General features: G+C 67.0%; 11 protein-coding genes and 1 pseudogene. 6 read left to right on the top strand and 6 right to left on the bottom strand.

The window, feature by feature from the left end:
* Nucleotides 1-10: 10 nt before the first annotated feature.
* From DFO45_RS22535 to DFO45_RS22520, 4 genes are all read right to left on the bottom strand, one after another.
* The gene (locus DFO45_RS22535; protein ID WP_133866631.1) at nt 11-1,348 is read right to left on the bottom strand and encodes a sulfotransferase family 2 domain-containing protein; all 1,338 of its coding nucleotides are present in this window, start codon (nt 1,346-1,348) and stop codon (nt 11-13) included.
* A 43-nt stretch (nt 1,349-1,391) separates the two neighbouring features.
* The gene (locus DFO45_RS22530; protein ID WP_133866630.1) at nt 1,392-1,715 is read right to left on the bottom strand and encodes a hypothetical protein; all 324 of its coding nucleotides are present in this window, start codon (nt 1,713-1,715) and stop codon (nt 1,392-1,394) included.
* A gap of 166 nt (nt 1,716-1,881) precedes the next feature.
* Nucleotides 1,882-2,523 (bottom strand): TetR/AcrR family transcriptional regulator, encoded by a 642-nt coding sequence (locus DFO45_RS22525; RefSeq protein WP_133866629.1) that lies wholly within the window; start codon nt 2,521-2,523, stop codon nt 1,882-1,884.
* Between the two features lie 91 nt (nt 2,524-2,614).
* Nucleotides 2,615-4,207 (bottom strand): FAD-dependent monooxygenase, encoded by a 1,593-nt coding sequence (locus tag DFO45_RS22520; protein ID WP_133866628.1) that lies wholly within the window; start codon nt 4,205-4,207, stop codon nt 2,615-2,617.
* 311 nt (nt 4,208-4,518) lie between these two features.
* Between DFO45_RS22520 and DFO45_RS22515 the strand changes: the two genes are divergently transcribed.
* From DFO45_RS22515 to DFO45_RS22500, 4 genes are all read left to right on the top strand, one after another.
* Nucleotides 4,519-5,796, top strand: a complete 1,278-nt coding sequence (locus DFO45_RS22515) for a DUF3422 domain-containing protein (protein WP_245518236.1) — start codon at nt 4,519-4,521, stop codon at nt 5,794-5,796.
* 189 nt (nt 5,797-5,985) lie between these two features.
* Nucleotides 5,986-6,834, top strand: a complete 849-nt coding sequence (locus tag DFO45_RS22510; protein ID WP_133866627.1) for an alpha/beta hydrolase — start codon at nt 5,986-5,988, stop codon at nt 6,832-6,834.
* A 214-nt stretch (nt 6,835-7,048) separates the two neighbouring features.
* Nucleotides 7,049-8,017: a hypothetical protein gene (locus DFO45_RS22505; protein WP_133866626.1), complete on the top strand. Its 969-nt coding sequence runs from the start codon at nt 7,049-7,051 to the stop codon at nt 8,015-8,017.
* 86 nt (nt 8,018-8,103) lie between these two features.
* Complete coding sequence (locus DFO45_RS22500; protein WP_133866625.1) at nt 8,104-8,751, top strand: MBL fold metallo-hydrolase; 648 nt, start codon at nt 8,104-8,106, stop codon at nt 8,749-8,751.
* Between the two features lie 21 nt (nt 8,752-8,772).
* Here the strand turns inward: DFO45_RS22500 and DFO45_RS22495 are convergent, their stop codons facing one another.
* Nucleotides 8,773-10,473, bottom strand: coding sequence for a sensor domain-containing diguanylate cyclase (locus DFO45_RS22495; RefSeq protein ID WP_133866624.1), 1,701 nt, complete (start codon nt 10,471-10,473; stop codon nt 8,773-8,775).
* 229 nt (nt 10,474-10,702) lie between these two features.
* Here DFO45_RS22495 and DFO45_RS22490 point away from each other — a divergent pair, with 229 nt between their 5' ends.
* Nucleotides 10,703-11,134 carry a MarR family transcriptional regulator gene (locus DFO45_RS22490; RefSeq protein WP_245518230.1) on the top strand — a complete coding sequence of 144 codons (432 nt, stop codon included), beginning with the start codon at nt 10,703-10,705 and terminating at the stop codon, nt 11,132-11,134.
* 8 nt (nt 11,135-11,142) lie between these two features.
* On the top strand, nt 11,143-12,429 hold the full coding sequence (locus DFO45_RS22485; protein WP_245518229.1) for a multidrug effflux MFS transporter: 1,287 nt from the start codon (nt 11,143-11,145) through the stop codon (nt 12,427-12,429).
* 53 nt (nt 12,430-12,482) lie between these two features.
* Here DFO45_RS22485 and DFO45_RS25025 read toward each other — a convergent pair.
* A pseudogene (locus DFO45_RS25025) lies at nt 12,483-13,550 on the bottom strand (hypothetical protein); the annotation flags it as partial.

Genomic DNA, 13,550 nt, shown 5'->3' with positions numbered 1-13,550 from the left:
AAGGGCCGCGCTAACGCACCTCGTCCAGCAGCACGCGGCTCTCGACCGCGAGCGCAACAGCGCCGGTATGCCGTACCCGGAATTCGAGATCGGTGGCGGTGAGCCCCAGGTGGAACGGCAGTTCCACGGGATTGTAGTCCCCGGGCTTGAGATCGCCCGCGGTCAGGGTGCGCGTCGCGTGGAGGTGCGCGCCGCCACCGGAGATGATGTCCACCTCGGCGATCGGCGTATCCTCGGCCGGCTGTGACTCCGGCTGGCCAAATCCCAAATGGAAGGTCGCGCGGTAGGCGCCCTTCCGCAGGCGCGTGTAGGGGCCGAACAGGAGATAACCCGGCTCGCCCACATCGCCGTGGATGCTCGTCCGTGCGTAATGCTCAATCCGGCGGCCGACCGTATGATGAAAGCGGTCGAAGGCGCGGGGGCGCTCGCCGATCTGGGACAGAAAACGCGCGCGTGCGGTGTCATAGACGACGGTGTCGAGCCGGGTGCGCAGCGCCAACAGCTGTTCCGTTTCCTCGCCGATCTCCAGCGTATCCAGCGCTTCGAAATTCTGCGGGTCTGCGGCGTAATTCTCGCGCGTGATGTTGGTCCACATCACCTCCCGCGGCGGCGCCAGATCGAAGGTCCGGCAGGCCAGGTCCACGCTTTCGGGCAGGTATTCGTAAATGCCGCAGAAATCGATCCGCTCCAGATTGGCGAGCGCCGCTTCCAGCATCTCCTGATCATCCCGCCACGGTATGCCTTGCGCGTTGAAATACTTTCCGCTCAGAAGCCGGGTGGTGAGATTGTCGATCTCGGGCAAAAGCGCCGGTACGGGAAGTTTCAGGAAGTCCTTGAGGCTGTAAAGCTTGGCGAGCCGGAGCAGGTGGATATTGTTGCGGTTGATGGCCTCGTCGCGATATGAGCGCCAATAGAGGTAATGCGACAGAAGCCGATCGATCGGCTCACGCAGAACAGTCAGCATCTGCCACGGCGGCGCGACGTGCTGAAGGTTCTGATAGCTGTCATGCATGGAAAAGAATTGATACTGGCGAAGTTGCTCTCCAGACCAAAAGCGGATTCCGTCCAGGCGTTCCGGGCAGATCTTGTCGGGATCGTAATAATTCCGGAAGATGCGATCGATTGTCGTGCCTGCGGTCTTCGGAACGTGCAGAAAAATGAGCCGTGGCAGGCCGGATACAATTTCGCGGTTGGGGTTGCCTGTCGGCAACCGGGCCTCGTCCGATATGTCAGACTTTGAGACGGACAGGAGGTTCGGATACCCGGGGGTTAAGCGTATGGCGGTACCACCTTCCATGTCCTGCGACGTTCGGGCGATCTTGTTGTCATGATTGGCAAATTTCGGCATGTTTTTGAGTGTGCAAGCAATCTGAATGGCAACTTAAATCGCGTCACATTTTGTGAGTGATCCGATTCATTATTTCATTATTCCCATTTTCACGTTCCGGAGAAGAGAAAATTTGTCCCGCCCGGTCAGGTGCGCTGTTTGTTTTTTGCAGTGCTTCGGCCGGATAAAATATCCCTTCGCCGGAAGATGCGGAAATCACATCTGAAATATAGGCTTGAGCTTTGCCTTTGTGTGATTGGGCATGCGGCGTCTCGTGCGAATTTGGAACGGCATCAGCGGATGTTGTGTGTGACGCCTGATAATCATACCGGATGATCCTCGTCCCGGCGTCTGGTGGAGGCTCAGTGGCGCGGTCGAGGCCGCCCATCTGCGTTCCCGGCACGCGGGGCGTGATGTCCCTTCGGCCCCTTTCGGTGTGCCTTCGCAGGTTGCGGATTTGCAGTGTCGAATAATAAGTGCGTGAATACTTATGGGGAGCAGCCGATCTTCCGGGGCGCCTCGCCCCGGTCCGTCACGGTCGTGGCCGCAGGCCCTTACGCCTCCGGCGCGTCCGCCCAGCGGGTGCCGGCGCGGCCCTTGGGGGTGAGGAGGCCGCGGAAGAAGAGATCCAGCGCCTGCTCAAAGGCGTCCCTGGCGGTGGCGCCGCTGCGGGTGAGCAGATCGGGCTCGTGAATGGCCTTCACGATCTGGAGCCAGTATTGGGTGACGAACTCGGGGTCGATCTCCGGCCGGATCATGCCCGCCTCCATCCCCATGCCGAGCAGCTGCCCGAATACGATGGGGATATTCTCCTCCTTGATGGCATTGATCCGGGCGTGGATCTCCGGTGCGTGGCGCGCCACGTCCTCCACGAAGGCGGGGGACATGGTGGCGAAATAAGAGGAGATGATGCGGAAGACCGTCTCCAGTTTCTCCGGATAGGCGACCGGTGCGGCGAGCGCCTCCATGACCCGGCGGCGGACCGTTGCGCCCGTGGCCGCGAGGATGGTGCCGACGATGGCCTGCTTGGAGGAGAAGTGCTGGTAGATGGTCTTCTTGCTCATGCCGAGCGCGAAGGCGAGCCGGTCCATGGTGAAGCCGCTGTAGGTCTCGCGCAGCAGCATCTCGCGCGCCGCCGTCAGGATGCGACCCGCAGGCCCGTCTTCCAGATCGAGGGGCGGCAAGGGCTCGGACAAGATGCAGGGGCCTCCTTCTCCGGCGGGCCGGAGGGGCCAAGGGTCCAGCCGGAACGCAACACGGGCGCGCCGGCCGGATCATCGCGGCATGTCAGGCCGACGGCGCCATCTGCGCCGGCCGTACCACACGATCGAGGTAGTTGGCGAGGCCCGTCAGGTCGCCCGCCTCCCCCCGAGCCGCCACCACCTGATCTGGCCGGATCAGCACCCAGCCGGCCTTGCGGATGCGGTAGCGTTCGCGCACGAGTCCTTGCGGATCGCTGGAGGGCGGGATGCTGAGGATGCGCAAGGCCTCGCCGCATCCCACCGTCGCGGCTTCCACCGTGAGGGGGGTCTGCGCGTCGGGAAAGAGCAGCAAGGTGTGCGCGGTGCCGTCGATCAGCGGCCAGAGCGCGGTGGTGACGCCGCTGTCCGGATGGGCAAACAGCGCCTCCAGCGCGCGGGTGCCCACTTCCGTGCGCTGCGGGCTGCGGGGCGGCGCTCCGAGGGCCACCAGCGGCCCCTCGTGATAGGTGATGGCGGTCTCCGACAATTCGGTCTGGAGCTTCTTCTGCGCGGCGGAGAGATTGCCGATCACCGTCACCGCCACATCGCGGACGAACTGGGTGATGCGGCTGCCGGCGAAGGCGACGTGCAGCTTCTGGGCGGCGCCCTTCACCACGTCGCGGGCGACGGGGCGGCGCTCGGCCTCATAGCTGTCGAGCAGCAGTTCCGCATCCCCCCGGCCCAGCAGCGCATAAGCGAGTTTCCAGCCGAGATTGAAGGCGTCCTGCACGCCCGTGTTCATGCCCTGTCCGCCGGCGGGCGAATGGATGTGCGCCGCGTCGCCGGCAAGGAAGACGCGGCCGTCGCGATAGCGGGCGGCGAGGCGCTCGTTGGTGCGGAACGCGGAGAGCCAGGTGGCGTCGCGCAGGCGGCAGCCGGGCGGGCCGTGGCGGTCCATATAGGCCTGAAGCTCCTCCAGCGTCGGAGGGGCGTCATTGGTTGCGTCGGCGCGGGCGCCGAAGATGCGCCAGGTGTCGGTCTCGAAGGGAAACAGGGCAGCGGTGGCGCCGTTCTGCCACCAGATGTAGATGCTGCGGTGGTCGAGCGCGCCGCCGTCGATCTTCACGTCGCCCAGCAGGAAGGTCTGTGGCTCCGTATAGCCCTCGAAGGCGATGTCGAGGCCCTGGCGCACGCTGCTGCGGGCGCCGTCGCAGCCCACGAGATAGGCCGCCCGCATCTCTTCCTGCCGGCCGTCCGGATGGGTCAGCGTGGCGGTGACGCCGCCGGCATCCTGCGTGAAGCCGGAGAGTTCGACCGTGCGCTCGATCTCGGCGCCCAGCGCCGAGAGCCGCTGCGTGAGGATGGCCTCGGTGCGCGACTGCGGCAGCAGCAAAGGGAAAGGGTAGGGGCTGTCGATGCCCTCGCCCACCGCCAGCGTGGCGAGCGGCTTGTCGCCCTCGCCCACGATCAGCGAATTGAGATGGGCGCCCTCGGCCATGAAGGCCTCCACGGCCCCCATGGCGCCGAGCGCCTCCAGGCTCGCGCTCCACACTGCCAGGGCCTTGGAGACCGTGGCCGCCTGCGGGGCCTTGTCGATGAGGCGTACGTCGATCCCGAATTGCCGCAGGACGATGGCCAGCGACAGGCCGGTGGGGCCGGCGCCGGCAATCAGCACCGGCCGCGTCGTGGCTTGAGACATTTCATCCTCCCCCTTTGACGAGGCACCAACTGGCCTGATCAGGAAACCGAAAAAACGATATCAGTTTCCTTGGTTTCCGCAAGTAGGCCCGTGACCTCTGGCGTAAGCGGGGCGGCAAAGGGTCGCGTGCCGGGGCGTAGCTTGTGCTGACAGACGCTTCATGTCAGCAACCGAGGAGGCAGAGGCGACGAGGACGGATGATGGTGGACCAGCAGCAGGGTGCAGGGCTGGCCGCGACCAAGGCGGGCGATCCCGCTGGCGGTGCGGCGGATCTCGTCATCGGCGAGGGGCGCACCCTCTCGGCCCACGCCATGCGGGCTGCCGTGATGGGCGAACTGCACGCGCGCCCGTTCTTTCCGGTCGAAACACCCCGCCGCTTCCTCCACGTGGCTTTCCTTACCTCGCCTGCCGATGCGCAGACCGAGCGGGCGCTGGTGACCGAGCTCTGCGCCAGCCGGGGCGTCCCCGGCCCGCTGCCGGGCGCCAAGCATCACCGCGTTTCGTTCGGCGGGGCCACACTGCGCTGGGAGGCCCATGCAGAGTTCTCCACTTATACGTGGGATCTGCCGGCCGTTGAGGCAACGCCCAACCAATTGCCGTTTCACCCGGCCGCTGCCGCTCTGGCGAGCCCGCTTACCCAGTTGCCGCAGCCGGGGCCTCTGCTCGTGGCGGTGGACCTGCACCTCGTCACCGACACCATGGAGGATGTGCAGCTCGATGGCGTGTTCGATCGCGGGAGCCTTGCCCGCTCGGACGTGAATGACGGTGCCGCCGAGATCGCCACCGATTTCAAGCCGGACCCGGCGGGCTTCGTGCGCATCCTCGTGCGCGACCGCGGCCTCGGCGCCGAGGCGGCCGGCGCCCTGGTGCAGCGGGTGCTGGAGATCGAGACCTATCGCACGCTGGCGCTGCTCGGCCTGCCGGAGGCGCAGAAGCTGGCACCGCTCATCTCCAAGATCGAGGCGCGGCTCGCGCAGGCCACCGCCGAGATGACCCGCTCGGTCGGCCTTTCCGCCAACAACCGTCTGCTCGACGAACTGGTCGCGCTGGCCGCCGAGCTGGAGGCGGACACCGCCCCGTCGCTGTTCCGCTTCGGCGCCAGCCGGGCCTATGCGGAGATCGTGCGGCTGCGCCTCGCCACCATCCGGGAGGAGGCGGTGCAGGGCTTCCCCACCTGGCAGCAGTTCCTCGACCGGCGGATGGCGCCGGCCATGCGCACCTGCCACTCGGTGGAGGAACGGCAGGGCAACATCGCCGCCAAGCTCGCCCGCAGCGCCGATCTCCTGCGCACCCGCGTGGACGTGGAACTGGAGCAGCAGAATCGCGACCTGCTCACCTCGATGAACGAGCGCACCCGCCTGCAGTTGCGGCTGCAACGCACGGTGGAAGGTCTCTCCGTCGCGGCCATCTCTTATTATGTGGCGAGCCTCGTGCACCTGCTCGCCGAAGGCCTGCACGCCAGCGGGGTCGTGATTCTCGGGCACCACGTCAATCCCGGCACGATCACAGCAATTGCTGTACCGATCTCGGTGATCGCCGTATGGTACGTCGTCAGGCGTATTCGCAACGCCCACGGTGAACATGAGTAACCGCGTCTCCGTCAGCGTTACGATGGCGGAGTGAACCCACCCGCGCAGGGGCGTCCGGGAACCGGAGCCGGCCCGCGCGGCTTGAGCCCGGATGCAGCCAGCAGCTCGCATCCTCGACAAGACCGGCCGCCGCCGTCCGGCGCGTGGCCCTCGGCCCTCGGCCGCAAGCTCAAAGAAAGGGGGTAAGCAATGGATTACGAATCCGAATACGACAACCGTGCCCGCGTGCCGGAATTCCCGGACATTGTTGCAGGCTGGATTTCCCGCTCGGCCCATCTGCGCGGCGATGTCGCCGCGGCCGATCTTGGCATCCCCCACGGGCCTTCGCCCCGCCAGTTCCTTGACATCCTGTGGCCCGACGCCACCCGGCAGGCGCCGGTCGTCCTGTTCTTTCATGGCGGCTACTGGCAGCGCCAGCACCCGCGCGAAGTCACCTTCGTCGCGGAGGGGTGCCTTGCCCATGGCGTCGCCGTCGCGCTCGCCGGCTATGACCTTGCCCCCCACGTCCCGGTCGGCAACATCGTCGCGCAGGCGCGCGGCGCGGCCATCTGCCTGCACCACCGCATCAAGCGGCGCATCGTCGTAAGCGGCCACTCAGCGGGCGGTCATCTGGCTGCCGCGCTCACCGCCACCCGCTGGCACGACATCGACGTGCGCGGCGCCGACGACATGGTGACCTCCGGCCTCGGCATCTCCGGCGTCTATGATCTGGAGCCGCTGGTGTCCACGCGCCTCAACGAGGCGCTGCGCCTCAGCGAGGCCGAGGCGCGGCGCCTTTCGCCGATCCATTGGGAGGTGCCGGCCGGCCGCACCTTCTCCGCCTTCGTCGGTGCCGAGGAGAGCTCGGAGTTCCGCCGCCAGAGCCGCGATTTCGCGGTGGCCTGGGACGAGCAGGGCGCGGTGGCGGACAGCGTCGAAGTGCCCGGCGCCAACCACTTCACGGTGCTCGACCAGCTCGCGGATCCGGCGTCCGCCATGGTCACCCGTCTCGTCGAACTGGCCCGTGCCAGCGAGGATGCGGCGTCCCTCGCCGCCTAACGGCTGCCGGGCGCGACAGGCAGGGGATGCCCTTGCGCCCGGGCTCGGCCGGTGTGAAAGCTCTCGCGTTACAAGCGGGGGCTTTTCCATGACGACGCTTCACCTTGGCGGAGATCGGGGACGTCCGGCCGCCACCGCCCGACGTCCCGCATCAGGCAGGGTCGCGATCGCGATGGTGTTCGCGGGCTGTCTGGCTGTTAGCCCCTCGCCCGTCATGGCCCAGACGGTGGAGGCCCCGCGCACCGCGACCATTCCGCTGCTCAAGCGGCCCGACCGCAGCGGCTTCTCCAATTTCATCGCGGTCACGGCCGGCGGAGGGGCCGGTGGCACGGTTCTGCTCGATACCGGCTCCACAGGCCTGCGCATCCGCCAGGAGGCACTGGGGCCGGATGTGAAGCTCACCGACATTCCGGTCGAATACTCCTATTCCAGCGGCAACGTTCTGCACGGTGTGCTTGGCTACGCGGTGGTGGCCTTTCCCGGAGCCTCGCCCGCGGTCGCCACCGCCAGGCCCATAGCCATCCAGGTGGTGCAGTCCATCACCTGCAAGCCGGAAAAGCCGAACTGCCCCAAATGGAAGCCGACGGAAGTCGGCGTGATGGGCGTCGCCTACAGCGGCGTCGCCGCCTTCAACCCGCTGGCCCAGCTTCCGGGGAACCTCTCCACCGGCTTCATCGTCCATGCCAACGACAAGGCGGACCCGAACCTCGTGCCGCATCTGGAAGTGGGGCTCACGCCGGAGAATTCCGCCGGCTATGCCTTCGCCGCCTTCCAGCCGGCGCAGGGCAACCAGCAGCCGGACGGCCTCAAGGCCTGGAACACCAAGAGCATCCCCACCTGCTTCCGCGTGGATGACGGTCCGGCCGGCTGCTATGCGACCGTGTTCGACACCGGCGCCGGTCTCGGCAGCTTCGAGACGCCGGGCCTGCCGCGCTCGCGCCTCAACAAGCGCGTGCCGCCGGGCCGCACGGTCACGACCTCGGTGGAGGGGGTGATGCAGCTCACGGTCACCGCCGGCCGCCGGCCCTGGCTCAACCGCTATCGCTACGAGCCGCCCCACGGCAGCGTTCCCGGGTTCAATTCCGGTGGCCTCGTCTTCCGGCATTACCGCGTGCTCTATGATGGTGTGAACGGGCGCATCGGCTTCTCGCCGACGACCCCCGTGGATGCCACCGCACGGTGATTAGCGGTTTTCATCCCGGCCCTTTCATGCTCTGAAAGGCGCCTGTTCCGGCCGCCGCGCGGCCCTCCTCCAGTTCCGGATGCTCCATGCAGCCCATCCAGATCGCCGTGGTGCCTGTCACGCCCTTCGACCAGAACTGCTCCATCCTGTGGTGCACAGCCACCAAGAAGGGCGCGGTCATCGATCCCGGTGGCGACCTGCCCCGCATCGAGGCGGCGCTCAAGGAAACCGGCATCACGGTGGAGAAGATCCTGCTCACCCACGGCCATGTGGACCATGCGGCGGGCGCGGCGGAACTCTCCGAGACTCTGGGCGTGCCGATCGAGGGGCCGAACGAGAAGGACCAGTTCCTGATGGACGGCCTGGTGGACTCCGCCGCCCGCTTCGGCATGGAAGGCGCGCGGAACGTCACGCCGAGCCGCTATCTGGAAGAAGGCGACACCGTCACCATCGGCGAGGTGACGCTGGAGGTGCTGGACGTGCCCGGCCACACGCCCGGCCATGTGGTCTTCGTCCACAAGGGCACCAATGTCGCCATCGTCGGCGACACGCTGTTCCGCGGCTCCGTCGGACGCACGGATTTCCCCTATGGCGATCCGGAACTGCTCATTTCCGGCATCGTCTCCAAGCTCCTGCCGCTCGGTGATGCGGTGGTGTGCCTGCCGGGCCACGGGCCGGTGACGAGCATCGGTGACGAGCGCCGCTCCAACCCATTCCTGAACGGCGCGGCCTGAGCGATCGCAGCCTGCGGGCGTTCAGCCCTGCAGGCTCGGCTCGGGTGAGATGACGATGCGATTGCGGCCGGAATTCTTGGCCTCGTAGAGGGCAAGGTCCGCGCGCTCGATCACCTTGTGCATGTCGCGGTCCTGATCGTGTGCCAGTGCGGCGCCGATGGAGATGGTGACGGCGATGGCCTCATCCTCGAAGACCACCTTCGTCGCCGCCACCGCCTCGCGCACCCGCTCGGCCAGCGCCTGCATGCCGGTCGCGTCGGTATCCTGAAGCAGGGCCACGAATTCCTCGCCACCGAAGCGGGCGAGATGGTCGTGTGCGCGCAGCGTTCTGACGAAGGTGTCCGCCACATGCTTCAGCACGGCGTCGCCGGCGGCATGCCCGTAGGTGTCGTTCACCTGCTTGAAGTGGTCGATGTCAGCCATGAGGATGCCGAGCTGGCCTGTGGCATGGGCACTATCCAGCGCCACATCCGCCATGGCGAGGAAGGAGCGCCGGTTGAGCAGGCCGGTCAGCGGATCGGTGTCCGCCAGCTCCTTCAGTGCCGCCACATCCTGCTCGTGCTTGCGGCTGAACATCTCATAGCGCGTCTCCGCCGAGGTCAGGCGCCGCAGGAGCGAGCGCAGGGCGTAGGAGAGGTGCATCACGTCCGCATTGCCGCGCAGGCGCGGCAGCATCGTGATCTTGGGGTCGCGGCCGATCTCCTCCGCGGCTAGGGCGAGCTGGCGCAGCGGGCGGCCCAGCCGCCGGGCGAACCACAGCGTGAGGCCGACGCACACCAGCAGCGCGATGGCGCCGTAGCCGATGATGCGGAATGCGACGTGATAGGCTGAGGCGAAGGCATCCTCTGCCGGCTGCTGCGCGACCACGATCCAGCCGAAGCCCGGGAAGTCCTGCTCGCCGTCGGAGATCGCATAACCCGTCAGGAGGTCGCCTGTGGGGCTCTTCTGGACGAAGGCACCGGTGCGGGTCACGGACATCCGCGCGATTCGGTCCTTCGTAAAGGGCGTATCGCCACGTTCGGGGCCGAGCAGGACGATGCCTTCGGAGGACATCACCACGATATTCACGCCCGGCTGGGCCTTGAGAACCGTGTCGCGCAGGCCCTCGACCCAGCGGAAATAAAGATGCGCGCCCAGCACGCCGAGCAGGCGACCGTCCCGCGAGTGAACCGGAAAGGCGATATCGACGAAGCGCTCCGGATCGCCGGTCGCGCCGAGATTGGGGAGGAGCTTCGCCAGCAGCACGGCCTCGTGCAGATCGCCGACCGCGGGGCCTTTCAATCCATCCCGGAACCATGGGCGGGAGAAGACGGACGTGCCCTCCAGCATGCCCTGCGTCGCCGCCACCACCTGGCCGTCGGGGCGGGCAAAGCCGATCCAGGCGAAGTGGCGCATGCCGGACTGGGCCTGGTTCAGCGCCGCGCGCAGCAGGGCGGCATCGCCCTCCCAGGCGATGTCCAGGGCCCGCAACTGCGCCAGATTCCGCACCTCGCGGTAGCGCTCGAACATGTCCACGTCCAGCCGGTCCGCGATGGTTGCGGCGGTGAGGGACATGTTCTGCTGGATGCGTTCCGCGATCGCCCAACCGCTCAGGCGGGCGGAGAAGATGGACACGACGATCAGGCCCAGGATGCACACCACGCTCAGCACCACGCCGAGCTGCTGGGCGATACTGGTGCTGTCCTGGAGCTTATGGAGCCTGTGCCGCAGGGCTTCTCGCACCGTTTTGGTCCTTTCTCCGCCTCGAATTACAACTTAGAGGTATTATAACCTCGAATGACTGCTCTAGGTTCTTTGTGCGTTGCGGGTCGGTGGAAACAGGGGACGCTCTGCGTGCAGCAGATTTTTCCGATTTACCCATGGAAAGGTCAACACGCGGCCGGGCGAGAACGAGAGGCTAGAAAGTAAGTTTCACTTACCGTATTGTGGGGGAGATATGTCTGAGACTCCGTTGGGATTTCTTTTCTTCGAGGTGTCGCGGCTCTATCGGGCGCGCACGGACCGTGCGTTCGAGCAGGGCGGCCTCGGCATCACCTCCGGTGAGGCCCGCACGCTGATCTACATCAATCAGCATCCGGGCCTGCGCCAGACGGCCCTTGCCGAGAAGATGAGCGTCGAGCCCATGACGCTGGTGGCTTCTCTCGATCGTCTCGAGGCGCAGAGCCTCGTGAAGCGCGAGCCCGATCCCACCGACCGCCGGGCGAAACGCGTGCTGCTGACGCCGGCCGCCGCGCCGCTGATCGCGCGCATCACCTCCATCGCGCTCGCCGCGCGGGAGGAAATCCTCAACGGCCTCTCGGAAGACCAGATCGCCAATTTCAGGACCGCCCTCGACCGGATGCGCCTGAACCTGGTGGCGGGGAGAGATGCGGACGACGCATGAAGCCAGTGATGAGTGAAAGCCGCACGGCGGTCATCGGTGCGATGATCGTCGTGCTGGGGCCGATCAGCATGTCGCTCTACACGCCGGCCATGCCGGCGCTCGTGGAGGCCTTTCACACCACTCCGGCCCTGCTGAAGCTCACGCTCTCCGTCTATTTCTTCGGCTTCGCCTTTTCCCAGCTCGCCTGCGGGCCGCTCTCCGATGCCTTCGGGCGGCGGCCCACGGCACTCGGCTTCTTCGCCATCTATCTGGCCGGCAGCGTGGTGGCGGCCTTCGCGCCCGACATTACCGCGCTGATCATCGGCCGCGGCCTTCAGGGGATCGGCGTGGCTGCGGGCCCAGCCGTCTCCCGTGCCATCGTGCGCGACCAGTTCACCGGTCAGCCGTCCGCCCGTATCATGAACCTGATCGCCACCATGCTGGCGATCGGGCCCGCCATCGCCCCGACGCTCGGCGGCCTCATCCTCTCGACCGTGGGCTGGTCGGCCATCTTTCTCGTGATGGTGATCTATGGCCTCGTGCTCGTGCTGCTGCTGGCGGTCCTCGTACCGGAGACCAATGCGGCCCCGCTGCGGGCCAACGCCCATCCGGCCACGGTTGCCCGCAACTATGCGACGCTGCTGTCGGACCGGCGCTTTCTCCAGCCGAGCCTGGTGATCGGTTTCACCCTCGGCGGCATCTATACGCTGGCTGCCATCCTGCCCTTCGTGCTCATCGAGCGGGTGGGCCTCTCGCCCATCGGCTTCGGCATCGCCATGATCTGCCAGACCGGTTCGTTCATGACCGGCTCGCTGGTCACCGGCCGGCTGCTCAGGCGCTTCAAGGCGGAGGCACTGGTGCCCTTCGGCCTCGCCATCGTGCTGGCGGCGGCGGTCGGCATGGCCTTCGCGACCCGCCTGTGGCCCCTCTCGGCGGTGGCCACCATGCTGCCGGTGGCGGTCTGGGCCTTCGGCATCGCCGTGCTGCTGCCCGGCGGCACCACGGGCGCGCTCGCCAATTTCCCGAGGATGGCCGGTGCGGCTTCCGCCATGATGGGCTTCATGCAGATCGGCGGCGGACTGCTGGGCACCATGCTGGCGAGTGCCTTCGCGGTGCCCGGCGACGCGCTGGTGATCGTGGTGCCGGGTCTCGCGGCGGCGGCGCTCGTTGCCTTCGTCCTGCTCCGGCCGGCGGAGCCGTCACGCGCGGCGGCCCGCATCAGCGAGCCGGATCTGGAGATCTCCACGGACCCTGCCGGCATCGTCGGCGCCGCAGGCGACGAGATCGAGGCCGAGGTCTTCCGCAAGCGCGCCTGACGCGCCCGCTGTCAGGTTCTCGGGGAGCCGCGCCTGCCTCGGACCGGCGGGCGCTACTTCAGTTCGATCTTATACATCTGCGTGAGGCAGTTGCCCGGCTTGCCGTCCTTTAGCCGGAAGGCCCACTGGTAAGACTGCTCGGGAATTTCCTGGCCGTTGATGCGCAGCGTCAGCGTGCCCGTGCACACCGGCCCCTTGCGGCTGTCGATCTGCACCAGAAGGGTATTTTCCCCCTCCTTCAGCAAGGGCTTGATCGCGACCCAGCGGCTGCGCAGCGAACCCTCCGCGATCGCGACCAGCTCGCCGTTCAGCGTGATTCGCATGCTGTCCTGCACATGCTCGGCGAGCAGTTCCGCGCTCCGGATATTCTTGAACACCATCGGGTCGGGTTTGCACATCACACCGGCGGTGCTGCAGGCCTGCGAGGAAATGGTCTCGCGCATCATAAAGGCGCCGCCGGCGAGCCCGCCACCGACCACGACGACGCTGCCGCCGACGATCGCCAGCGTCTTGACCGACGGCTTCTTGAACTTGAGACCGAATTTCCCCTTGGCCGCCGGTGCCGCCTCGTCCGTCTTCGCGGACGGGGCGGGCATGGGAGCCGGAGCGGCCTTGGCTTTCGCCTTCGACTTGCGGAAGGAGGGCAGTTTCAGCTTGGGCAGGCCGAGCTTCGGCAGCCGCAGCCATTTGCGCTTGGGCTTGGCCTTGACGGGTTCCGGTGCCGGGGCGGGCGGCTCCAGCATGTCCGGCATGGGCGGAAAGGCCGGCGCATCGTCATCGGCGTCGTCCGCCGGATCAGCTGCGGCGCGCTTGCTCTCCTCCGGGGGCATCGCCTCGGCGGGGGCGACATCGGCCTCCGGCTCTTCCTCTTCGACGACCGGCTCGGGGCCACCGGTGAAGTCACCGTTGAGAAGCGCGTCCAGTTCCTTCTGGCTGAGCGGCTTGCCCGCACGTCCCGCGGCGTCCTCCGGCTTGGGCTCGGCCTTCTTGCGCGGCGGCGGCGAGAAGCCGTCGTCCATCAGCGCGTCCAGCTCTTTCTGGCTGAGCGGCTTGTCGGACTTCGGGGCGGGAGCTTCGTCCTCCGCCTTCTTCTTGCGTGGCGGCGGCGAGAAGCCGTCGTC

Origin of the sequence: Azorhizobium sp. AG788 (assembly GCF_004364705.1) — a bacterium.
Lineage (GTDB): Bacteria > Pseudomonadota > Alphaproteobacteria > Rhizobiales > Xanthobacteraceae > Azorhizobium > Azorhizobium caulinodans.
Note: the sequence above shows the minus strand (reverse complement) of the source record. Positions and strands in the feature narration are given on the sequence as shown.